We start from the raw sequence: 22,982 nt of genomic DNA, 5'->3' as shown, positions 1-22,982 counted from the left end.
CGGCACCTCGGCGGGTGCCGAACGGTGCGAGAATGAACAAGCGTGGAAGTTGAAAGGACAATGTGAACAAGTCACAGAACACCGGACTCCGGGATGAAGCGAAAACCTCCGGGGGTTCCGGCGGCAGGCTCTGGCCGGTCCTGACCCTTCCCGCGGTGTTGCTGGGCCTGCTCACCCTGGTGGTGGCCAGCATCTTTGCCGGCACCTCCGCGGCCAGCCAGCTCGGCGATCCGGGTGCCTTCGTGCGCTGGGCGCTGCCCGTCGCAAAGGCCACGCACCACACGGCAATGTCCATCACCATCGCCGCGCTGGTGTTCGCCGCGGCGATCCTCCCGCGTTCCACCAAGCCCCGCCGCCCGGCGCAGGGCGAACACGACACCGATGGCGGCAAAGCCCACCCGGCGTTCGTGCGTGCCATGAACCTGGCCGCCGCCTCGGGCATGGTCTGGACCCTGTCGGCCGCCGCGGTGCTGGTCTTCAGCTTCTGGGACCTCGTCGGCAAGCCGATGAGCCTGGACCCGACCTACACCACCGCCATGCTGGACTTCGTCCTGCAGATCTCCGTCGGACGTGCCTGGGCCTGGATGATCGTCATCGCGGCTATCACCTCCTCGCTGGCCTTCGGCGTGCGCTCCCCGGCATGGGTCGGCGCCACCGCTGCGTTCTCGCTCACCGGCGTGCTGCCGATGTCGTTGATCGGCCACGCGGCCGGTGGCGACGACCACTGGGGAGCCGTCAACGCGATAGGCCTGCACCTGGTGGGCGTGTCCCTCTGGTTCGGCGGCATCGCGGTGCTGGCCGTGCTTGCCCCGCTGCTGCAGGGCAAGGCGCCGGGACGCCACGGCGCAACAACCCCCGTGCTGGCCGGCACCGTGCTGCACCGCTTCTCCGCGCTGGCCACCCTCTCCATCTTCCTTGTCGCCGGCTCCGGCGTCGTCAGCGCGTCGATCCGCGTCACCAGCTGGGACCAGCTCAACAGCCCCTACGGCTGGCTGGTCATCGCCAAGGCCGTGGCAACCCTCGGCCTGGGCGCGCTCGGCCTGGCCCACCGCCGCTACGTCATCCCGCGCCTTGAGGCGGGCCGCTTCGGCGTCCTGAACGCCGCCTGGCGCGTTGTCGGCGTCGAGGCGCTGATCATGGCCGTGGCCATGGCACTGGGCACGGTGCTGGCCCGGACCGCGCCGCCGACCCCGGATTCCCCGCCCGAAACCCCGACGCCCGCCCGCCTGCTCAGCGGCTACGAGCTGCCGCCGGAACTCACCGGCGAAAGCTGGCTCACGGTCTGGCGCTTCGACTGGCTGTGGGTCGCCATCATCCTCATCCTCGCGGCCCTCTACGTGAACGCGATGGTCAAGCTGCACCGCCGCGGAGACAAGTGGCCGATCCTGCGCCTTGCCGCCTGGCTCGTCGGGCTCGTTGCTCTGTTCTACATCACCTCCGGCGCCCCGGCCGTCTACGGCATGGTGCTCTTCTCCATGCACATGGTCGACCACATGGCGCTGACCATGGTCGCCCCGATGTTCCTGGTCATGGGCGCGCCGGTGACGCTGGCGCTGAAGGCGCTTGCCCCGCGCTCCGACGGCACCCGTGGCCCGCGGGAGTGGATCCTGGTGATAGTGCACTCGAAGTATTCGGCGCTCATCACGCACCCGCTCTTCGCCGCCGCCAACTTCGCCGGGTCGATCATCATCTTCTACAACACGGACATCTTCGGCTTTGCGCTGCGCCAGCACGTGGGCCACGAGCTGATGAACGTGCACTTCCTGCTCACCGGCTACCTCTTTGCGCTGAGCATGATCGGAACCGACCCGGTGCCCAAGCGCGCGCCCTACCCGCTGCGCCTGGTGATCCTGCTGGCCACCATGAGCTTCCACGCGTTCTACGGGGTGTCCCTGATGGGTTCGACCTCGCTGATCCAGGCCGATTGGTTCGGCAACCTGGGGCGCCCGTGGGGCGAGTCGGCGCTCGAGGACCAGAAGCTGGGCGCCGCAGCGATGTGGGGCATCGGCGAGGTGCCCACGCTGCTGTTGGCGCTGGGCGTGATGGTCGCCTGGAGCCGGGACGACGCGCGCGAGACCAAGCGCGCGGACCGCAAGGCGGACCGCGACAACGACGCGGAACTCCGTGCCTACAACCAGATGTTTGCCCAGCTGAAGCAACAAGACCAGGAGATTGAAAGACGTGGCCGCTAAGACCAAGAGGGGTGCCCTGCGCGCCCTCGCCCTGACCGCGTCCCTGGCCCTGGTGCTCTCCGGCTGCGCGGGCCGGGAGCAGGCACCGGAGCTGCCCGAAGGCCACGCGCCGCTGCCTTCGTCGGCCGCCTCCGCCGCGCCGAGCGCTTCGCCGGAGCAGATGACCACGGCTCAGCTGGCCGTCGCCTCCGGCATTTCCATGGCGGCCCGGCTCGGGTTCGACCAGGCCCGCGTGATCTCCGGCCAGGAGCTGGAGTCGCTCAAGACGGCCCCGCAGGACTCGCTCAACGGCGTCGTCGTCATCCCCTCCCAGTGCTCCGAGGTCATCGAGTCGCTGAACTGGTCCCCCGTGCAGATGGGGGAGGAGGGCGCGCGGACCGACTTCCTCACGGAGAAGATCGCCGCCACGGGTTCGGTGGAGGTCGCCCGGATCACCGACAAGCCGGCGCTGGAGGAACACTACGCCACGGTGCTGCGCATGCTGACCGACTGCAACAAGGTTTCCCTTCACGTCAACTCCGAGACCGTCCCGTTCACCACGCAGAAGCCGGTGGTGGCCCAGGACCAGGCGGACTCGTCCATCCTGTGGACCCGGGCGAAGCCGGGGCACGCGATGCGCCAGCAGGCGCTGGTGCTGGTCAAGGCCAGCGGCGACTACGTCGGCATGGTCTCCTTCATCGCCACCGACGGGCTGGACTCCCCGGAATTCGCGAAGATGGCCGGGGAGATCCTCAACGCGGCGCTGACCCAGGTCCGGTAGCGGGCAGCACCCCGCGCGGCCCCGGCGCACGCCCCGGGGAAAGGTCCGGATGTAGCATCGGGTCATGTTGTCGCCGAGGGGTGGCGGGAGGCTGGATAATGGGGTGCAGCAAACGTCAGCCGACAAGCCCAGGAGCACCACCATGACAGCCCCCTCACACACCGGAACCGAATCGGTCCGCACCTCCTACAAGGTCCGCGCCTCAGAGCTGGTCGGCCGGAACTGGTTGAACACCGGTGGCAGGCAGCTCTCCCTCGAGGACCTGCGCGGCAAGATCACCATCCTGGACTTCTGGACCTTCTGCTGCATCAACTGCCTGCACGTCCTGGACGAGCTGCGCCCGCTGGAGGCGAAGTACTCGGACGTGCTGGTCACCGTCGGCGTCCATTCCCCGAAGTTCGAGTACGAGGCGGACCCGGTGGCGCTGGCCGCCGCCGTCGAACGCTACGAGATCCACCACCCGGTGCTCGACGACCCGGAACTTGTCACCTGGCAGGCCTACGCGGCCCGCGCCTGGCCGACCCTGGTGGTCGTCGACCCCGAGGGCTACATCGTCGCCCACCTTTCCGGCGAGGGCCACGCCAGCGGCCTGGAGTCGCTCGTCGAGGAACTCATCGCCGAGCACGAGGCCAAGGGCACGCTGCACCGCGGCGACGGGCCCTACGTGGCACCCCCGGCACGCGAGGGCGACTTGCGCTTCCCGGGCAAGGCGGTCGCGCTGGAGAACGGGAACTTCCTGGTCGGCGATTCCGGCCACCACCGCATCGTGGAACTGGGCAACGACCTCACCACGGTGGTGCGCACCTTCGGGTCCGGCACCAAGGGCTTTGCCGACGGCGGCGCGCAGGACGCGCAGTTCAACGAACCCCAGGGCCTGACCCTGCTGCCGGCCGGGCTTGCCGCAACCCTCGGCTACCACGCGGTCGTCGCCGACACGGTCAACCACCGCCTGCGCTCGCTGAACCTGGAGACCGGCGCCGTGGGCACGCTGGCCGGCAACGGGGTCCAGCGCCTGCTGGACGCCGAGCAGGCCCGCTCCGCGGAGGCCGCTGGCGACGCCGATGCCTGGATCAGCGACCTGGGCAACGACCCGCTGAACACCTCGCTGTCCTCGCCGTGGGACGTGCTGTGGAGCGAGAAGGCCAACGCCGTCGTCATCGCGATGGCCGGAACGCACCAGATCTTCTCCTTCGACCCCTCGACCCTGGCGCTGCGCGTCTTCGCCGGAACCGGGCTCGAGGGCCTGGCCGACGGCAAACCCTCGGAGAGCTGGTTCGCCCAGTCCTCCGGCCTGGCCTCCGACGCCCAGGGCAACATCTGGGTCGCCGACTCGGAGACCTCCGCCCTGCGCCGCCTGGTGCTGGCCGAGGACGGTTCGGTCCAGGCCGTGGAGTCGGCCATCGGCGCCGGGCTCTTCGATTTCGGTTTCCGCGACGGCGCCGGCGACCAGGCGCGCCTGCAGCACCCGCTGGGCGTCACGGTGCTGCCCGATGGCTCGGTGGCCATCGCCGACACCTACAACGGTGCGGTGCGCCGCTACGACCCGTCCACCGCCACGGTCAGCACGCTGGCCCGCGGCCTGAAGGAACCCGCCGACGTGCAGCTCGACGATTCGGTGGACGGCGAGCCGGTGCTGCTGGTCGTTGAGACAAACAACCACCAGTTGGTGCGCCTGCCGCTGCCGGCCGAGGCCCTGGTCGTCGACGAGGGTGCGGCACAGACCCAGCGCCCGAAGACGAAGGTCGCCGCCGGCGCACACGAGCTGACCGTGCGGTTCTCCGCACCCAAGGGCCAGAAGCTCGATGACCGCTGGGGGGACCCCACGCAGCTGAAGATCTCCTCCTCCCCGGAGGAGCTGCTGCTCGGCGGCGGAGGGACCTCCACGGGCCTGAAGCGCACCCTGGAACTGAACCCGGAGATCGCCGAGGGCGTGCTGCACATCACCGCCCGCGCGGCGGCCTGCGACGGCGAGCCGGGCGGGGAGATCCCGGACCACGCGGCCTGCCACCTGTACCAGCAGGACTGGGGCATCCCGGTGGTGCTGGATGCCGCCGGCGAGACCGAGCTGGTCCTTGACCTGCGCGGCATGGACTGAGTAAGGCCGGCCCTCGGGCCGAGGCCCCCTGGGTGCGCTCCGGATTTTCCGGCCCGCACCCGGGGGGCCTTTCCCGTCCCCGGCGACGTGCCGCTGCGGTGACCGGCGTCATGGCGGGAATATTCCGGGCATCGTATTGTTAGCAATGCTAAAGAACTAATCGAGGTCGAAACCCAGGGGCCAGCACGAGGGGCCCGCCGAAGGAGGATCCGTGTCCACCCCGGATCAAGCGAACGAAACCGAAAACGAACCGAAACCCGAAACCACCACGACAACCACCACCACAACCGGGGACCTGGCCGCCGAGCTGCGCGTGGCCGTCATGAAAACGTCCCGGCGGCTGCGCACCGAATCCAGCTCCGAAATGCTGACCCCCGCCCAGTACTCGGTGCTTGCCGCCTTGAAGACAGAGGGGCACACCATCGGCGAGCTCGCCCAGCGCGAACGGGTCGCCGCCCCGTCCATGACACGCATCGTGAAGTCGCTTGTCGAATCCGGCTGGGTGACCCGCACCGCCGGCGCCCGGGACGCCCGCCAAGTGGTGATCGACATCAGCGAGGAGGGCATGCGCACCTTCATCGGTGCCCGCAGCCAGCGGACCGCCTGGCTGGCCCGGCGGATCGAGCAGCTGGGGGAGGAGGACCGGCGGATCCTGGTGCGGGCCGCGGCCCTGCTGCGCGAAATGAGCGCCCAATGAGCCAGATGTTCCGCGCCCTGGGGATCCCCAACTACCGGCTCTGGACCGCCGGCGCCCTCGTCTCGAACATCGGCACCTGGATGCAGCGCGTGGCCCAGGACTGGTTGGTGCTCACGGTGCTCACCGACCACGACGGCGCCGCGGCCGGGGTGACCACCGGCCTGCAGTTCCTCCCCATCCTTTTCCTGGGACCCTTCGCCGGGGTGCTCGCGGACCGGATGAACAAGCGCAAACTGCTGGTCATCACCCAGACGGCCATGGGGTTCTTCGCCCTGTGCCTCGGGCTGCTGGTGGCCACCGGCAGCGCCCAGCTCTGGCACGTGTACCTCCTGGCGCTGGGCCTGGGCATCGCGAGCGCATTCGACGCACCGGCGCGCCAGGCGTTCGTCTCCGAGCTGGTACCCGCCGGCGACCTGCCCAACGCCGTGGCGCTGAACAGCGCCTCCTTCAACCTCGCCCGGCTCGCGGGCCCCGGCGTGGCGGGCCTTGTCATCGCCGGGCTGGGTACCGCCCCGGCCTTCCTGGTCAACGCCGCAAGCTTCGGCGCCGTGATCTTCTCCCTGGTGAGGATGCGTGCCGGGCAGTTCCAGCCGAGCACCCCGGTGGCCCGGGAGAAGGGACAGATCCGCGAGGGCATCGCCTACGTGCGCCGGCGCCCCGACCTGCTGCTGATCTTCGGGCTGGCGTTCGTGGTCTCGACCTTCGGGTTGAACTTCCAGCTGACCAACGCCATGATGGCCACCGACGTGTTCGGGGTCGGCGCCGGGCAGTTCGGGCTGCTGGGAACCGTCATGGCCGTCGGGACCCTGGCCGGGGCCCTGCTGGCGGCCCGCCGCGCCAGGCCGCGCATGCGCTACCTGCTTGGCGGTGCCGTGGGGTTCGGCGTGGCAGCGCTCGCGGCAAGCGCCATGCCCACGTTCTTCTGGTACGCGCTCATGATGGTCCCGGTGGGGCTGGCGTCGCTGACCTTCCTGAACAGCTCCAACACCACCATCCAGCTCTCCGTCGACCCTGCCTACCGCGGCCGCGTCATAGCTCTCTACGTCGTGGTGGTGCAGGGCGGGACGCCCTTCGGGGCGCCCCTGGTGGGCTGGCTGGGGACCGAGTTCGGGGCCCGCTGGTCGGTGGCCGGCGGGGCCCTCGTCTCGCTGGCGGCCGGACTGGCCGCCGTGGCAATAGTGTTGCACCGGAGGCACCTTGCCGCCCGGACCCCGGCGGAATGGCGCCGCCGCGGGTACCGCCTGGTCCCGGCCATGGGCCACTAGGGACGGCTACTCGCTGGCCACCGGGACGACGCGGGCCTTGGTGGTGCCGGCCTCGAGCTGCGCGGTGAATCCGAAACCGGCGTCGATCGAGCGTTCGGCGTAGGCGCCGGTCCGCAGGTCCTGCTCGGTGAGCTTGAGCCGGGTCTTGACCGTCAACGGGCGCAGGGCCCACTGGCCGTTGTAGGCAACGATCTCCGCCTTCGGGTAGTCCATGATGCTCCAGTGGATCGAATCCGAGCGGACCCGGGCCGAGGTGGTGTGGCTCATCGGGCAGCTGGCCGGCATCAGGACCTGCTGGCCGGCGCATTCGTCGAGGTACTTCTTGATCTGGCCGTTGACCTCTTCCACCAGGGCCTTGGTGGGCTCGGTGCGCAGCTTCAGCGCTGTTCCCTGCGCGTTCGGGTCGGTGACGGCAATGCCGCGGGAATCGGCGGCGAAGTTTGGCGTCTCGAAACCGGCCGTGACAACCGCGGGGGCGATCACCGGGACGGAGGTCCTGCCGTGGTCCAGGGGTGCGGGCAGCCCGTTGACGTCCACCGCATTGGTGATGCTTGCGGAGATGTCAACGGTGGGAAGGATCGAGGGGACGAAGTCCCAGTGGTCGAAGAACAGCCAGTCGCGCCCGAGCGACTGCAGGCTGTAGTTGGTCTGCTGCTGCGTGCCGTGCACGGTGTAGCTCGCCGTCACCTGCACCACGTTCCCGCTTCCGGGGACGGGTTCGGGCTTGCCCACCGTGAAGTCCTTGACCTCCGCGCTCGCGGCACGCAGGCCGTCGCCGTCCAGCAGCAGGCCGTTGCCTTCGGGAACCGTCGCATTGAGCAGGCCCAGGGCCGCGGCGCCCTCGCCGGCCGCCAGGTGCGTCTGGAGGTCCTTGACCTTCTGGCCCGGGCCGAAGACGGTGTGGTTCACCAGGACGATGACGGATACGGCTGCAACGGCCAGCAGCACCAGGGCCGCCGCCCAGATGCCTGCGACCCTGGTGGGGGAAAGTCGTTCGCTCATGATCCTCTAGGCTACCGGGAATCCGCGGCCGCCATGACCGGCCCGCCCCTAGCGGCGGCGGCGCTTCTTGGTTCCGAACATGCCGCGCAGCAGTTCGTTGCCTATCGCGTTGGCCGCCTCCAGCGCCATGTCCAGCAGTGGGTTACCGCCCGGTGCAGGCCGGGCTTCGGGAGCCTGGCGCGTGCGGGGCGTCGACTTCCGAGAAGGGCTCCGGGTCCCGGCATCGGGCTCCGGCAGGGAGTAGTCGCTGGCGCCCGGGCCCGGGGCCGAGCCGGGCAACGAGGAGGGCCGTCCGAGGATCGACTCCTCGATCCTGCGCGCCTCGGCGTCGATGTCTGCCTGCGACTGGCCGGGCCCAGGAACCCGCCCGCCCACGGAACCGCCCGTGGGCACCGGGGCGCTGACCCCGGGCAGCCCGGTGCGCGGGGCATCCGGGGCCGGGCTGGCCGCGGGGGCGGTGAGTTTCTCGAAGGCCGATTCCCGGTCCACCGAGGTGCCGTAGACCTTCATCAGCGCCGAAGCCTCGATGATTCCCGCGACAGTCGCGGGGTTGGAGGGCCCCATCGTCGACTCGGGGCTCCACATGCGCGTCCAGGCGACGGGGGTCGGCGCGCCCTTCTCGTTCATGACCGTCACCACGGCCTCGCCCGTGCCGGCCTGGGTGAGCGCCTCCTCCAGGTCGTAGTTGCTGGTGGGGAACGTCGAGATCGTGGCCTTCAGCGCCTTGGCGTCGTCAGGGGTGAAGGCGCGCAGTGCATGCTGCACGCGGTTGGCCAGCTGGCCGAGCACGTCGGAGGGGACGTCCTTGGGGGTCTGTGTCACGAAGAAGACCCCGACGCCCTTGGAACGGATGAGCCGCACCGTGGTGGTGATGGAGGTCAGGAACGCCTTGGAGGCACCGCGGAAGAGCAGGTGGGCCTCGTCGAGGAAGAACACCAGCTTGGGCTTTTCCGCGTCGCCGACCTCCGGCAGCTCGGCGAACAGGTCCGCGAGCAGCCAGATCATGAACGTGGAGAACAGCACCGGCTTCTCCATCAGGGTGGGCAGCTCGAGGCAGCTGACGACGCCGCGGCCGTCCGGGGCCAGACGCAGCAGCTCGGAGGTCTCGAACTCCGGTTCGCCGAAGAAGCTGTCCATGCCCTGGGCCTCGAGGGTCACGAGTTCGCGCAGGATGACGCCCGCGGTGGCCTTGGAGACCCCGCCGAGGTTTTCCAGTTCCGGCTTGCCCTCGTCGCTTGTCAGGTACTGGATGACGGCGCGCAGGTCCTTGAGGTCGTGCAGCTCCAGGCCCTTGGTGTCCGCGTAGTGGAAGATCAGCTGCAGGCAGGATTCCTGGGTTTCGTTCAGCTCCATGATGCGCGAGAGCAGCAGCGGGCCGAACGAGGACACGGTGGCGCGGATGGGGACGCCGGCCCCGTCGCCGCCCAGGGAGAAGTACTCGACGGGGAAGGACTTGGCCTCCCAGCCCATGCCGACCGAGGCCGTGCGTGCCAGCAGCTTCTCGCTCGGCTGGCCGGGGGTGGAGAGCCCCGTGAGGTCGCCCTTGATGTCGGCGAGGAAGACGGGCACCCCGTGGCCGGAGAGCTGTTCGGCCATCAGCTGCAGGGTGATGGTCTTGCCCGTTCCGGTGGCTCCGGCCACCAGCCCGTGCCGGTTCATCATGCGCACCGGCAGCCGGACCTGCGCCTCGGGGTGGACCTCTCCACCGACCAGGGCCGCGCCCAGGGTGACGGCAAGCCCCTCGAAGGAGTAGCCGGCGGCGATGGATTCTGCATGCTGGGCTGGTGTCATCTTGGCCATGTGCATAGCCTACGGTCTGGATGCGGCGCGGCGCGGTTGGCACGCCAGGCGGTCTCCCCGGTGACGGTACCCTCAGGCGCCGGCGAGTTCCTTGGTGAAGGGGAGGTGGCCGATGTCCTCCGGGTCCGCCGCAAGGTCGAAATGCGGGGTGTACCCGGCCTTGAGGTACAGCCGCACGGCCTCGGGCTGGCGGGGGCCCGTGGTCAGGTACACGCTGGCGTACCCGAGGTCGCGTGCCTCCGCCTCCAGGGCGCCGAGGACCTTCCCCGCCAGCCCGCGGCGGCGGTGGTCCTCATGGGTCCAGATCCGCTTGAACTCGGCGACCGATTCCGCGTACCGCCGGAAGGCACCCCCGGCAACGGTCCGGCCGTCCTCCAGCAGGAGCAGCAGGCTGCCCGAGGGGGCGGCGAACTCGGCGGCGGGGTAGCGCTTCATCTCCTCGTCGGTGCCGCCAAAGAGGTTTCCGTAGCGTTGCGTGTATTCGTGGGTGAGGCCCGCGATCAGGGGTTCGGCGCGCGGGTCGTCAAGGGAGGCGCGGACGACCACCAGGTCGCGGCTGGACTGCGGGGAGGTTGTGCTCATGGTCTTTACCCTACGTAGCGGTGGACGGAATCGATGCATGCGGCAAGGGCCGTTGCGGACATGGCCGCGGTTTCGGGAGCGGGCCCCGGGACGGCTGCCAGCAGCTGGCGGGCCAGGGCGTCGGTGTCCCGGAACGGGGCGGCGTTGGAGTGCGGGCGGGCAAATGCCCCCGCGCTCCACCCCGAGACCCCGGCCCCCACGGCGCGGAGCCAGTTGCTGGCCGAGCCGCCGGCGTCGAGGCACCGTTGGTCGCCATCGACCAGCAGTTTCCCGGTGCCGCTGGATTCCTGGGTGACAAGGCCGCGGGCAACGAGCGCACGCAGCAGCGGGTTGCCGGTGGTTTCCAGCGCTGAGCCCGGAAGGCGCGCCTCGACGAAGGCCTGCGCGCCGGTCACGACCCCGTCGAGGGTCCCGCGGGCGATGAAGCGGCCGCCCTCCGGATCGATGTCGAAGGTCGTCCGGGGCCCGAGGAACCGCACGAGCCCCGCCCGTTCGAGGGCCAGCAGTTCCCGCAGCCGGCTCGCCGGGGGACCGGAGTCCACGTAGCTGAAGAACCCGTGCCACCAGCCGGCGACGTCGCGCCGGCTCGAATCGCGGAGGTCCTCCAGCGAGACGAGGCGGCCCAGCTCCATGTAGCAGCCAAGCAGGCCCAGGAACAGCCCCAGGGTCTCGGAGTGTTCCCCGCCGTCGCGCAGGGCAAGGTCGGTGGACACCGCCTCGCGCACCGCCGCCTGGACCTGTTCCGCGCTGGCGAACTCGCGCCCCGCCAGGGGATGGTCGAGAGCCTCGAAGTCGAGCCTGTCCCGCGGATCCGGGACCGCCCGTTCAACCAGTGCTTCCCGCTCGGCGGAGTACCAGTCAAGGGGCGCGAACCTGTCTGCGAACTCCGCCCAGGGAAGGCGCGCGCGTCCGGGGGAAGCGGTGAGCAGCTCGCGGTAGTAGCCGTAGGCGGCATCCTTGGCCACCAACGGCCACAGGTGGGCCCGGAAGTCCAAGAGCCCGTGCCGCTGCCGCAACCCGTCGACGGCCGGCTGGGTCAGGAAGCGCAGCCCCGTGCCCGCCTCGCCGCGCAGCCCGCCGCGGATCTTCGAAAGGTACGGGACACCGCGCCGGGACCCGACCAGCAGGCGCGGTTCCCGGCCCGAGGGCCTGTAGGCCAGCAGGCCGTCGGGACCCGTGGCGAAGCTGCCGCCCCGGCCCTGCATCAGCAGCACGAAGAGGTCCACGAAGGCCAGCCCCATGCCCGAAACCAGCACATCGCTGCCGGCCTGCAGCCCGGAGAGGTCGACGTCGTTGGTGTAGGCCGGCGGTATGTAGGTGAGTCGTTCGGGGTCCTGCGCGGCGAAGCCGGCGAAACGCCTGGCCGAGGCATCCGGGAGCCCGTCGGTGTGGCCCTGGGCGAGCAGCACCTGGTCCGCCTCCAGGACCGCGCCGGAGCCCAGCTCGGCCCGATGCCGCAGCCCCGGCGCACCGGGAACGATGTCCACCACGGTGTCCGCGTGGAAGGAAACCTCGACGCCTTCCGGAAGGCCGGCCACGGTGCGGGCCAGGAACCACTCCAGGTAGCGGCTGTTGAGCCGCCGCGTGGGGAAGGAATCGGCGCCGAGCGACGCGAGCTCCCCGGCCAGCGCGCTGCCGGGCGGGAACGCGGCGGGGTCTATCCCCGGGCAGGTGCCGGTGCGCACCTGGCACGCCCACTCCCACAGGGAAGGCCCCGGCGCGGCAGGACCCTGGCAGGCCACCGACTCGTCGGTAAACATGCTCACGTCCATGGCCATGGAGTTGAGCTTCAGCAGCGGGGACTGGTCATCGCGCCAGATGCGCCCGGCCCCGGGAGGGAACGGATCGACAACGTCGATGTGCAGCGGGGCGGAGCCGGGCCCGCCGTGGTTGGCGGCCACGCGCTCCAACAACATGGCGGCGCGCGGACCGCCGCCGACGACCAGCAGGCGGGCCGCCGGGGCGCCCGGGGCGTGGCGCCCTGCCTCGTTCCGTGGTGCCCGTGGTGGCAGTCCCATGTGTGCTCCCTTGGTCTCTGGCCCCCGGTCGCGCCTGGCTGCGCGCCGTGAAGTGAGTGCCAGCCTAGGCAACGCACCGGGCGCGGCCAACGCGCTACTTCACCTGCCGTGATGCGCCGCAACGCGGGGTGACGAAGCGTCACAATCCGACTTGCGGAACCCCGGCGGAATCACGCCGGGGAGCGAGTGTTGCGCATCGTTTCCCGAGGTTTCCCGCCATGGACCCGCTCCTTGTGGGCGACTGTTTCCGGCTCCTAGCGTGGGTGGCAGGACGAGGCATCCACCTCGACCCGGGAAACCACATCACCCCAACACCGCCAGCCGGTGTACCGCGAAGGAGGTGGCACATGGGTGCCGCAACACGAACCACGGAAGTCGACGGCGAAGCTGCGGCAACGGCCGCCGCCGGGACGCCTGCCGCAGCCGGGCGGGCAACGCCGGCTCCACCCGCAAGAACGGGTCCGGCCGGCGGACCCGAACAAGATGACGCCGACTACCACGCCCGGGGCATCGTGCCGGCCCGGCACCCCGGACGCTGGGTCGGGACAGTATTCGTTGCCTTGGCGCTCGCCGGGATCCTCTACTCGCTGACCACCAACCCCCGCTGGGAATGGAACGTGGTGGCCCAGTGGTTCACCGCCGAGTCGGTGCTCCGCGGCCTGGGGGAGACGCTGAAGCTGACAGTCATCTGCGGTGCGCTCGGATTCGCCCTCGGATTCGTGCTGGCCCTGATGCGGCTCTCCAGCTCGCCGCTCTTCTCCTCCGTCTCCTGGACCTTCTCCTGGATCTTCCGCTCCACCCCGCTGCTGGTCCAGATGCTGCTTTGGTACAACCTCGGCTACCTGTACGAGAAAATCTCGCTGGGCATCCCGTTCACCGGGATCACCTTCTTCGAGGTCTCCACCACCACGTTGATCAGCCAGTTCGGTGCGGCGGTCCTGGGACTCACGCTGAACCAGGCGGCCTATTCGGCCGAGATCATCCGCGGCGGCATCCTCTCGGTGGACCACGGCCAGCTGGAGGCGGCAGCGGCCCTCGGCATCCCGCCCTGGCGCCGGTCCACCCACATCGTCCTGCCCCAGGCCATGCGCGCGATCCTGCCCACCGCCTTCAACGAGGTCATCGGGCTGGTCAAGGGCACCTCGATCGTCTACGTGCTGGCCTACGGGGAGCTCTTCTACACGGTGCAGGTCATCTACTCCCGGACCCAGCAGGTGCTGCCGCTGCTGTTGGTCGCCACCTGCTGGTACATCGTGATTACCTCGGTGCTTTCGATCGCCCAGTACTACATCGAACGCCACTACTCCAAGGGGGCGGTGCGCACGCTGCCCGAGACCCCGTTGCAGAAGCTGCGCAGCTTCTTCACCATCCGCACCCGGAACCCGATTGGAAACCGATGACCACCACCGCCACAGTGCAGGCCACCCGCGGGCTTGTCGAGATCCGCAACGTCCACAAGTCCTTCGGCCACCAGGAAGTGCTCAAGGGCATCGACCTGACCATCGAGCCCGGCGAGGTCGTGGCGATCCTGGGCCCTTCGGGCTCCGGGAAGTCCACGCTGCTGCGCACCATCAACCACCTGGAAAGACTCGACGGGGGAACCATCCGGGTGGATGGCGAACTCATGGGCTACAGGGTGCGCGGCCGCCGGCTGCACGAGCTGCGGGAACACGAGGTGCTGCGCCAGCGCACCCACGTGGGAATGGTCTTCCAGAACTTCAACCTCTTCCCGCACCTGAGCGTGCTGGACAACATCACCGAGGCACCCATCCACGCCCAGGGCCGCAACCGCGCAGAAGTTACCGACAGTGCCCTGGGGCTGCTGCGCCGGGTTGGCCTTGCCGAGAAGGCCAATGCCTACCCCCGACAGCTCTCGGGCGGGCAGCAGCAGCGCGTCGCCATCGCACGGGCCCTGGCCCTGAACCCCAAGGTCGTGCTCTTCGACGAACCAACCTCCGCGCTGGACCCGGAACTGGTCGGCGAGGTGCTCGACGTGATCCGCGGACTCGCGCAGGACGGAACCACCCTGGTCATCGTCACCCACGAAATGGGCTTCGCCCGCGATGTTGCCGACCGCGTGGTCTTCATGGACGGCGGACACATCGTGGAGCAGGGAACCCCCGCCGAAATCTTCGGTTCCCCGCAACACCCGCGCACCAAGGAATTCCTGTCCAAGGTCATCGAACCGGCCTTCCACCTCTGACCGCCCGCCTCACCCGAGGCCCCACCCGACAAGGACCGAGCACACATGAAAAACACCACCCACCGAAACACCCGCCGCACAGCCCTCGCCCTGGGCCTGGGTACGGTGCTGGCCCTGGGACTTGCCGGCTGCGCCGACCCCACCGCCAGCGCCGACACGGACAAGGGGACGCCCAGCCAGGGCGACGCGAACCAGGGCACGGCCTCCGGCCCGACGTACAACACCTCGCCCGAGCAGGACCGGGTGCGCAGCACGAAGGACGCGAAACTCGCGGCAACCGTTCCGGGGGAGCTGGCCCGGGACGGGAAACTCACCGTCGCCACCAGCGCCGGGTCGGTGCCGCTGACCTTCCACGCCAGCGACAACACCACACTCATCGGCACCGAAACCGACATCGCCCAGCTCGTCGCGGACAAGCTCGGCCTGGAACTGGACCTGCAGCTCACCAGCTGGGAGAACTGGCCCCTTCAAACGGACTCGGGGGCCGTCGAGGCTGTCTTCTCCAACGTGGGCATCAATGCCGAACGCATCAAGAAATACGACTTCGCCCCCTACCGAGCCGCCTACATGGGGTTCGAGGCGAAAACAGGTTTCGAGGGTTCCGTCCAGGGGGCTTCGGACGTCTCGGGCCTGAAGGTTTCCGTCGGTGCCGGGACCAACCAGGAAAAGATCCTGCTGGCCTGGAACAAGGAACTGGAGGCACAAGGCAAGGCACCGGCGGACCTGCAGTACTACTCCTCGGACGCCGACACCATCCTGGCCCTCACCTCGGGCCGCGTGGACGTGAACCTTGCCCCGTACCCCACCACCGTCTACCGCGAAAACACACGCGACGACACCAAGGTGGTCGGCAAGATCAATGCCGGCTGGCCCTCCGAAACCCTCGTGGCGGCAACCACCAAACGCGGCAACGGACTCGCCGAACCCATCGCTGCGGCCATCAACGAGCTCATCGCCGACGGCAGCTACGCCAAGGTGCTCCAGCGCTGGGGACTCGAGGAAGAAGCGGTGAAGTCCTCACAGGCCGTGACCGCCGAAAACTACACCGGCAAGTAGCCGGAACCAACAGCCACCCATTTCCGAAACGCACTTCCAAGGAGACCGCAATGACAGCAACACACCACGCCCACGCAATCCTGATCCTGGAGGTCGACGGAGCCGGGGCACACCCCGCAGCCTGGCGGCGGGGCCACCACGCACCGGATGCTGTGCTCGACGCCAAGCACACCGCACGGACCGTGCTGTCCGCGGAATCGGCGGGGTTCCACGCCGTGAGCTTCGAGGACGGCCGCCTGGCCCCGACCCGGGGCCCCGGTGCCCGGCTGGACGCCATCCAGCGCGCAGCCTACGTGGGCCCGCTGACGCACAGCATCGGTCTGATCCCCGTCGCCGATTCGATCTACACCGAACCGTTCCATCTCTCCACGCAGCTGGCCGCACTCGACGCGGTGTCCTCCGGCCGCGCCGGCTGGATCGTCTCGGCCACTGGCACCGCTGACGAAGGGGCCGCCGTCGGCAGGGAAGGCCTTGAACCCGGGGAATTGGCCGGCGAGGTCGCCGACGTGCTTGAGGCAAGTCGCAGGCTCTGGGACAGCTGGGAGGACGGGGCCGTCATCAGGGACGCCGCAACGGGCCGCTACCTCGACCGGTCCAAGGTGCACTACGCAGACTTCACCGGGAAGCGGTTCTCCGTCAAGGGCCCCTCCATCAGCCCGCGCCCCGTCCAGGGACAGATCCCGGTCTTCGCCTCCGCACCCCTGGATGCCGACAGCGACGCAACCCTTTTCGGCGCCGGGGACCTCGATGGCCTGCTGGCCGCAGCACCGGTCGGGGACCCGCACGGGATCCGGATCGCAGAACTCGAGGTGGTCCTCGACCATGCGGGCGAACCCGCCGCGGAAAGGCTTGCGGCGCTGGAGGAGCAGGCGCCCTGGCACTCGCCGCGGGCCCGGTTCACCGGGACGGCAGCGGACCTCGCCGACTACCTGGTCGAGCTGCTGGGCCGGGCCGACGGCGTCCGCCTGCACCCCGCCGAGCTCCACCGCGACACCCCGGAACTGGCGGCCTCCGTGCTGCCGGTCCTGCGCCGCGCCGGGGTGCTGCGCCCGATCCGCACCGGGAACACCCTGCGCGAGACCCTGGGCCTGCCCGCCGCGGCCAACCGGTACGCAGCCGGCTGACGGCACCCCGCCCTTCGACCACCGCCCTCGACCAACACCCCCGACCACCGCCACCCATTGGAGCCACCACCATGAGCACCGAGAACAAGCCAAAGAACCAACTGCGCCTGGGCGTCTTCTTCCAGGGCGTGAACTCCAGCACCGTCTGGAAAACGCCCGAAGCGGGATCGCAAACCGACTTCGAGTCCTTCCGCCGGCTCGCCCAGACCGCCGAACGGGGGATCTTTTCCGCCTTCTTCCTGGGCGAGGGACTGCGCCTGCGCGAACACCTGGGCCGGATCCACGACCTCGACGTTGCCGGACGCCCCGACGCACAGACCCTGCTGGCGGCCCTGGCCGCCGTGACAACCCGGATCGGCCTCGTGGCCACGCAGAACACCACCTACAACGACCCGGCCGACCTTGCCCACCGACTCGCTTCCCTTGACCTTGTCTCCGGGGGGCGGGCCGCCTGGAACATCGTCACCACGGACAACGCCTGGACCGGCGCGAACTTCCGCCGCGGTGGGTACCTGGACCACGCGGACCGGTACACGCACGCCGAGGCGTTCGTGGCCACCGCCAAGCGGATCTGGGATTCCTGGGGCCGGGAGGACATCGCGGCCGACGGTACCGCCGAAGCGTGGTTCGCCGGCGGGGCCCCCAAACCGGTGGGGCACGCCGGCAAGCACTACGAGATCAGCTACGCCTCGCGCCTGCCGCGCAGCCCGCAGGTCCGCCCGGTCCTCTTCCAGGCCGGCGACTCGGCCGAGGGCCGCGACTTCGCCGCCCGCCAGGCGGATGTCATCTTTTCCGCGCACGGTGGGCTGGAGGCGGCAACGGCCTTCCGCGCCGACATCACGGCCCGCACCCTCAAGGCAGGCCGCCCCGCCTCGGCGGTGAAGATCATGCCCGGCAGCGAGTTCATCCTTGCCGCAACGGAAGCCGAGGCCCAGGAGAAGCTCCGCTGGGTCCGCGAGCAGCAGATCGGGCCGCAGCAGGCCCTGGCCTACCTGGAGCAGTTCTGGGGCGAGTCCCTGGACGGCCTCGACCCGGAGGGGCCGCTTCCGGACTTCGACCCCCGCATCGGCGAATCCGACGTGACCCGCGGCAGCGGCTTCCAGGGCGCCAAGGCCGTGGAGACGACCCGCGCCTGGCGCGCCGCCGCCGCCGAACAGGGACTGAACATCCTTCAGTTCGTGCGCTCCAGGTCCGGGCGGGTCGGCGGGTCCTTCGTGGGGTCCTACGACGGGGTCGCCGAAACGCTGGAACGCTACGCGGACGCCGGCGCCGTGGACGGCTTCAACATCACCCCGTGGCTGGTGCCCTCGGGGCTCGACGACATCGTCAACCACCTGGTCCCAAGGCTGCAGGAACGCGGGATCTACCCGACAAGCTACGCGGGGGACACCCTGCGCGAAAACCTGGGTCTCGACGACCCCACCGACATCGCGTCCGCGGCGTCGGACCAACCCAACACCCGATACGAGGAAAGCGCATGAACCAGAAAACCACCACCGGACTGATCCTCGGCGCTGCCGCCCTGGGACTGCTGCTCACCGGCTGCTCCGACCCCGGGAGCACCGCCGCCGCGGACACGGTATCCACGCACGGATTCAACCTGTCCCCGGAACAGAACCGCCAGACGGCCGATCCCGTCGCGGCCGCGACCAAGATCCTGCCCGCGGACATCAAAAAGGACGGCAAGCTCACCGTGGCCATCGCCCCGGGGTCCGCGCCCCTTGCCATGTTCGCCACGGACAACAAGACGGTGATCGGCGACGAGGCGGACATCGCCGTGGCGCTCGCCCAGTCGCTGGGGCTGGAGGCGGACCTCGTGCCGGTGTCCTGGGCCGACTGGCCGCTGGGGCTCGAGTCCGGGAAGTACGAGGCCGTCATCAGCAACGTCACGGTGACGCAGGAACGCAAGAAAAAGTACGACTTCGCCACCTACCGCGAGGACAAGCTCGGCTTCTACGTCCCTGTCGATTCCCCGGTCAAGGAGATCCGCGAACCGAAGGACGTCGCAGGCCTGCGCATCACCGTGGGTTCGGGCACCAACCAGGAGAAGATCCTGCTCTCCTGGGACGCGCAGAACCGGAAAGCCGGGCTGGAACCCGTCGAGTTCCAGTACTACGACGAGGATGCGCTGGCAACCGTGGCGCTGACCTCCGGGCGCGCAGACGCCTCCTTCGGCCCCAACGCCACGGGCGCCTACAAGGCCAGCACCGACGGCAAGACGCGGCTCGCGGGCCTGGTGCCCGGAGGCTGGCCGGATGCCGCAAACATCGCGGTGACCGTGCGGAAGGGCAGCGGCCTGGCCGAGGCCTCGCGGGAGGGCATCGACGGGCTGATCGCCTCGGGCCTGTACCAGCAGATCCTGGACAAGTGGGCGCTGGGCGAGGAATCGATCCCCGCCTCCGAGCTGAACCCGCCGGGTCTCAAGGACTGAATGGCACGACAGAAGGGCCGGACATTGTCCGGCCCTTCTGTCGTGTCGGCGCCTGCCTAGAACGGGTTGAGCAGGCGGTGGACGAACTGCCGGGTGCGCTCGTTTTCCGGGGCACGCAGGACCACGTCCGGGTGGCCGCGCTCGACGACAACACCCTGGTCCATGAAGACCACCTCGTCGGCCACCTCGCGGGCGAACGCCAGCTCGTGGGTCACCATGACCATGGTCCACCCTTCGTCGGCGAGCTCCTTGATGACTTTCAGGACATCGCCCACCAGCTCCGGGTCCAGGGCCGAGGTCGGCTCGTCGAAGAGCAGCAGCGAGGGTTTCAGCGCCAGGGCACGGACGATTCCCACGCGCTGTTGCTGACCGCCCGAAAGCTGGTGCGGGTACTGGTCGTGCTTGTCGGCCAACCCCACGCGCGCCAGGAGTTCCGTTGCCTCGGCAACCGCCTCGGCGCGCTTGCGCTTCTGGACCTGGACGGGTCCCTCGATGACGTTCTCGAGCACCGTCTTGTGCGGGAACAGGTTGTAGGTCTGGAACACCATGGCACTGCGCGTGCGCAGGACCTGGGCCTGTTTCTGCGTGGTTCCCGGGCCGAAGGTGACGGCGGGTCCGCCCTCGAACGACACGGAACCCGCATCGGGGATTTCCAGCCCGTTCAGGCAGCGCAGCACCGTGGTCTTTCCGGAGCCGGAGGGGCCGATGAGCGCCAGCACCTCTCCCTTGCGCACGGCGAGGTCGATGGACTTGAGGACCTGGTTCGAGCCGAAGCTCTTCTGCAGGCCCTCGGCGCGCAGCAACACGGGGGCATCCGCCGGTGGTCTAGTGTGCGACATAGCGGTCGAGCCTTCCTTCCAAGCGCGACTGGGCGGTGGAGAGCACCAGGCAGAACACCCAGTAGACCAGCGCGGCCTCGATGTAGATCAGCATGAACTCCTGGCTGAAAGCGGCGATTTCCTCGGCCTTGCGGAAGAGCTCTGTCACCAGGATCAGCGAGGCCAGCGACGTGTCCTTGACCAGGGAGATGAAGGTGTTGGACAGCGGCGGCACCGCGACGCGCGCGGCCTGCGGGAGGATCAGCCTGCGCAGCGTGGTGGACCGGGACATCCCGATGGTATATCCGGCCTCCCACTGGCCGCGCGGGACCGAAAGGATCGCGGCGCGAATGATCTCGGCCGCGTACCCGCCGATGTTCAGGGAGAACGCAATCACGGCGCTGGGCCACGGGTTCAGGGTCACCCCGATGCTGGGCAGCCCGTAGAAGATCACGAAGAGCTGGACCAGCAGCGGGGTTCCTCGGATCGCCGAGATATAGGCCCTGGCGATGAAGGAGACCAGGCGGTTTCCGCTCAGGCGCATCAAGGCCATGAGCAGGGCGATGGCCAACCCGATGACGAAGCTGGCCAGGGTCAGCGGGATGGTCCCCTTGATGCCGCCCAGCACGATGGGCCAGAGCGAATCGAGGAAGAGGTTCCAGTCGACGTTCATTGACAGTTCTCCCTAGCTGGTCGGAAAACCACGTGCGGCAACATGTGCATCAACAACGGACACGCCTACTTGGTGACGTCGGCCCCGAAGTACTTCTCGGAGATCTTCGCCAGGGTGCCGTCTGCCTCCAGGTCGGCCAGGGCGCCGTCGACGGCCTTGACCAGGTCCTCGCTGCCCTGGCGGAACGCGATGGCGCTCTCGGACTTGTCCGTGGTTTCGGCGGCGATCTTGATGCCCGCGTCGTTCTTGGTCTTCTGCGAGTCCAGGTAGGTCAGCTTGTCGTTGATCGTCGCATCGACCCGGCCCTGCTTGAGCAGCGTGATGGCCTGGGCCCAGCCCTCGACGGCCTCGACGTTTGCGCCGGAGTCCTTGGCCAGCTGGTTCCAGTTGCTGGTCAGCGACTGGGCGGTGGTCTTGCCCTTGAGGTCCTCGAAGGACGTGATGTCGGTGTTGTCCGCCTTGGTCACGATCACGCCGGTGCTCACCGTGTACGGGGTGGAGAAGAGGTACTTCTCCTTGCGTTCCGGGGTCATCGAGACCTGGTTGGCGATGGCGTCGAAGCGGCCGGCCTCCATGCCTGCGAAGATCCCGTCCCACTGGGTTTCCTCGAACTTCGCCTCGACGCCGAGCTTGCCGGCAACTGCCGTGGCGATTTCCACGTCGAAGCCGGTCAACGGCCCGGTTCCGCCCTCGTGGAAGGAGAAGGGCTTGTAGGTGCCCTCGGTGCCGATCTTCAGCACCCCGGCGTCCTTGACCTGCTGCAGCGTCAGGCCGCTGGCGGTTCCCGCCGTCCCGGTGGCGGCGGAGGTAGCGGATGGCTCGGAGGATCCTCCGCAGGCAGTAAGCGTCACGGCGATCGCTGCGGTGGACATCAACGCAAGGAATTGACGTTTCATGGGGCGGTACGGTCCTTTCGAAAACAAAATGTCCGCACCACGGGCGGCCGCGTCCTGTGAACCAGGAAGCCTGCCGATGCGAACCTTGATGCGACGCTAACACGGAGGCCCTGCCCGCATAAGAGTTATGTTCCGAAGTGCGTCGAAAATGTTTGACGGGCGCGGCAGAATCGCTGAAGATTGACAACCCTGCCCGAAGCCGGTCCCGGCGCGGACGCCTGCGGGACGCCCGGGGGACGGTGACGTGATCTCAGGCGAGCAGCAGCGGGACAAGCATCATGGCGGGAACGGCCACGATCGTGGTGAGCAGCACCGTGTCCTTGGCCAGGACCACTCCGCGGTCGTAGCGCGAGGCCGTGACGAAGATGTTCTGGGCCGTGGGGAGCGCCGCCATGACGACGACGATGAATACGTCGTTTCCCTCGAGCCCGAAGATCCACCGTGCCGCGGCCCAGGCCGCGACCGGCTGGAACACCAGTTTCAGGATAGTGGCAACGATGGTGTCTGCCTTGCGGCCGCCGGATGCCTCCAGCGGCCTGGAACCGACAAGCGAAATCCCGAATGCGATGAGCATGGCCGGAATCGAGGCGCCGGCGATCAGCTCGATCGGGTCGGCCAGTGGCTGGGGAAGCTCCACGTCGAACAGCGCGCAGGCCAGCCCTGCCAGCGAACCCACGATCATGGGGTTCCTCGCCGTCTGCGCCAGCATCGACAGGGCAGTGGTTCGGTGCCGCGAGGTGCTTGCATCGAGGATCGCGAGGCAGACGGGGGAGAAGAGGGCCAGCTGCCACAGGATGACCGGGGCCGCGTAGGAGATGTCGCCCAGCACGTACAGGGCGATCGGCAGGCCCAGGTTGGCCGAGTTCACCGTGGAGGCGCTCATCGCCCCGATGGTTGTTTCGGTGAGGTCGCGGCGCAGCCACCAGCGGGTGGCCAGCACGAACGCCACGGCTGTCGCTGTCGCCGAGATCGCCGCGACCCCCAAGTACGGGCCCAGCACGGCGACGGGGTCCGAATCGGCAAGCGTGGTGAACAGCAGCGCGGGGCTGGCCACGAAGAACGTCAGGCGGTTGAGCACGTACCGCGCGTCGGGGCCGAGCACCCCGGTGCGCCCCACCAGGTAGCCAACGGCGATCACCGTCCAGACCACGGCAAAACCCGAGAGCACACCGACCATGGAACGAGGCACCTTCCCGCTGGTGCCGGACGCGGGGTGCGGGAAATCCGTCTCCCGGGTATCCGGCTTAACGCATGGGGACCCGGCCACAGGCCGGGTCCCCATCAATCACGAGCGGGCGACGGGAATCGAACCCGCGTGTCCAGCTTGGGAAGCTGGCGCTCTACCATTGAGCTACGCCCGCGATGCGCCG

General features: G+C 69.1%; 19 protein-coding genes and 1 tRNA gene. 11 read left to right on the top strand and 9 right to left on the bottom strand.

Features of this window, described 5'->3' with window-relative positions; translation table 11 throughout:
- Window positions 1-62 precede the first annotated feature (62 nt).
- The 5 genes from ACSYDW_RS13250 (at window position 63) to ACSYDW_RS13230 (ending at window position 7,009) form a co-directional block, all read left to right on the top strand.
- Window positions 63-2,192, top strand: coding sequence for a bifunctional copper resistance protein CopD/cytochrome c oxidase assembly protein (locus tag ACSYDW_RS13250; protein WP_438339199.1), 2,130 nt, complete (start codon window positions 63-65; stop codon window positions 2,190-2,192).
- Complete coding sequence (locus ACSYDW_RS13245) at window positions 2,182-2,952, top strand: hypothetical protein (protein ID WP_438339198.1); 771 nt, start codon at window positions 2,182-2,184, stop codon at window positions 2,950-2,952. Before ACSYDW_RS13250 ends, ACSYDW_RS13245 begins: the two co-directional genes overlap by 11 nt.
- 142 nt (window positions 2,953-3,094) lie before the next feature.
- Window positions 3,095-5,047 (top strand): NHL domain-containing thioredoxin family protein, encoded by a 1,953-nt coding sequence (locus ACSYDW_RS13240; protein ID WP_438339197.1) that lies wholly within the window; start codon window positions 3,095-3,097, stop codon window positions 5,045-5,047.
- A gap of 211 nt (window positions 5,048-5,258) precedes the next feature.
- Complete coding sequence (locus tag ACSYDW_RS13235; RefSeq protein ID WP_438339196.1) at window positions 5,259-5,744, top strand: MarR family winged helix-turn-helix transcriptional regulator; 486 nt, start codon at window positions 5,259-5,261, stop codon at window positions 5,742-5,744.
- A complete protein-coding gene (locus tag ACSYDW_RS13230) occupies window positions 5,741-7,009 on the top strand; it encodes an MFS transporter (protein WP_438339195.1) in 1,269 nt (422 codons plus the stop codon). Before ACSYDW_RS13235 ends, ACSYDW_RS13230 begins: the two co-directional genes overlap by 4 nt.
- Window positions 7,010-7,015: 6 nt before the next feature.
- Here the strand turns inward: ACSYDW_RS13230 and ACSYDW_RS13225 are convergent, their stop codons facing one another.
- From ACSYDW_RS13225 to ACSYDW_RS13210, 4 genes are all read right to left on the bottom strand, one after another.
- A complete protein-coding gene (locus ACSYDW_RS13225; protein WP_438339194.1) occupies window positions 7,016-8,011 on the bottom strand; it encodes a hypothetical protein in 996 nt (331 codons plus the stop codon).
- 48 nt (window positions 8,012-8,059) lie between these two features.
- Window positions 8,060-9,811, bottom strand: a complete 1,752-nt coding sequence (locus ACSYDW_RS13220) for a helicase HerA-like domain-containing protein (protein WP_438339193.1) — start codon at window positions 9,809-9,811, stop codon at window positions 8,060-8,062.
- A gap of 72 nt (window positions 9,812-9,883) precedes the next feature.
- Window positions 9,884-10,393, bottom strand: coding sequence for a GNAT family N-acetyltransferase (locus tag ACSYDW_RS13215; RefSeq protein WP_438339192.1), 510 nt, complete (start codon window positions 10,391-10,393; stop codon window positions 9,884-9,886).
- 5 nt (window positions 10,394-10,398) lie between these two features.
- Window positions 10,399-12,411, bottom strand: a complete 2,013-nt coding sequence (locus tag ACSYDW_RS13210; RefSeq protein WP_438339191.1) for an FAD/NAD(P)-binding protein — start codon at window positions 12,409-12,411, stop codon at window positions 10,399-10,401.
- A 347-nt stretch (window positions 12,412-12,758) separates the two neighbouring features.
- Between ACSYDW_RS13210 and ACSYDW_RS13205 the strand changes: the two genes are divergently transcribed.
- The 6 genes from ACSYDW_RS13205 to ACSYDW_RS13180 all read left to right on the top strand — a co-directional run bounded on the left by ACSYDW_RS13205 (window position 12,759) and on the right by ACSYDW_RS13180 (window position 19,225).
- A complete protein-coding gene (locus tag ACSYDW_RS13205; RefSeq protein ID WP_438339190.1) occupies window positions 12,759-13,811 on the top strand; it encodes an amino acid ABC transporter permease in 1,053 nt (350 codons plus the stop codon).
- Window positions 13,808-14,614: an amino acid ABC transporter ATP-binding protein gene (locus ACSYDW_RS13200; RefSeq protein WP_438339189.1), complete on the top strand. Its 807-nt coding sequence runs from the start codon at window positions 13,808-13,810 to the stop codon at window positions 14,612-14,614. Before ACSYDW_RS13205 ends, ACSYDW_RS13200 begins: the two co-directional genes overlap by 4 nt.
- Before the next feature lie 45 nt (window positions 14,615-14,659).
- The gene (locus tag ACSYDW_RS13195; protein WP_438339188.1) at window positions 14,660-15,670 is read left to right on the top strand and encodes a transporter substrate-binding domain-containing protein; all 1,011 of its coding nucleotides are present in this window, start codon (window positions 14,660-14,662) and stop codon (window positions 15,668-15,670) included.
- 50 nt (window positions 15,671-15,720) lie between these two features.
- The gene (locus tag ACSYDW_RS13190) at window positions 15,721-16,794 is read left to right on the top strand and encodes an LLM class flavin-dependent oxidoreductase (RefSeq protein ID WP_438339187.1); all 1,074 of its coding nucleotides are present in this window, start codon (window positions 15,721-15,723) and stop codon (window positions 16,792-16,794) included.
- A 71-nt stretch (window positions 16,795-16,865) separates the two neighbouring features.
- On the top strand, window positions 16,866-18,275 hold the full coding sequence (locus ACSYDW_RS13185) for an NtaA/DmoA family FMN-dependent monooxygenase (RefSeq protein ID WP_438339186.1): 1,410 nt from the start codon (window positions 16,866-16,868) through the stop codon (window positions 18,273-18,275).
- Window positions 18,272-19,225, top strand: a complete 954-nt coding sequence (locus ACSYDW_RS13180; RefSeq protein ID WP_438339185.1) for an ABC transporter substrate-binding protein — start codon at window positions 18,272-18,274, stop codon at window positions 19,223-19,225. The genes ACSYDW_RS13185 and ACSYDW_RS13180 overlap by 4 nt, the downstream gene beginning before the upstream one ends.
- Before the next feature lie 56 nt (window positions 19,226-19,281).
- Here ACSYDW_RS13180 and ACSYDW_RS13175 read toward each other — a convergent pair whose 3' ends face one another.
- The 5 genes from ACSYDW_RS13175 to ACSYDW_RS13155 form a co-directional block, all read right to left on the bottom strand.
- A complete protein-coding gene (locus ACSYDW_RS13175) occupies window positions 19,282-20,064 on the bottom strand; it encodes an amino acid ABC transporter ATP-binding protein (RefSeq protein WP_438339184.1) in 783 nt (260 codons plus the stop codon).
- Window positions 20,051-20,716, bottom strand: coding sequence for an amino acid ABC transporter permease (locus tag ACSYDW_RS13170; RefSeq protein WP_438339183.1), 666 nt, complete (start codon window positions 20,714-20,716; stop codon window positions 20,051-20,053). Before ACSYDW_RS13170 ends, ACSYDW_RS13175 begins: the two co-directional genes overlap by 14 nt.
- 65 nt (window positions 20,717-20,781) lie before the next feature.
- Window positions 20,782-21,612 carry an amino acid ABC transporter substrate-binding protein gene (locus ACSYDW_RS13165; protein ID WP_438339182.1) on the bottom strand — a complete coding sequence of 277 codons (831 nt, stop codon included), beginning with the start codon at window positions 21,610-21,612 and terminating at the stop codon, window positions 20,782-20,784.
- A 250-nt stretch (window positions 21,613-21,862) separates the two neighbouring features.
- Complete coding sequence (locus ACSYDW_RS13160; RefSeq protein ID WP_438339181.1) at window positions 21,863-22,789, bottom strand: AEC family transporter; 927 nt, start codon at window positions 22,787-22,789, stop codon at window positions 21,863-21,865.
- A gap of 113 nt (window positions 22,790-22,902) precedes the next feature.
- Window positions 22,903-22,973: transfer RNA gene (locus ACSYDW_RS13155), tRNA-Gly, on the bottom strand.
- Window positions 22,974-22,982 lie beyond the last annotated feature (9 nt).

The sequence above is a fragment of the Paeniglutamicibacter selenitireducens genome (assembly GCF_051550675.1).
In the GTDB taxonomy this organism is placed as follows: Bacteria; Actinomycetota; Actinomycetes; order Actinomycetales; family Micrococcaceae; genus Paeniglutamicibacter.
This window is presented reverse-complemented; position numbering and strand designations above follow the sequence as displayed.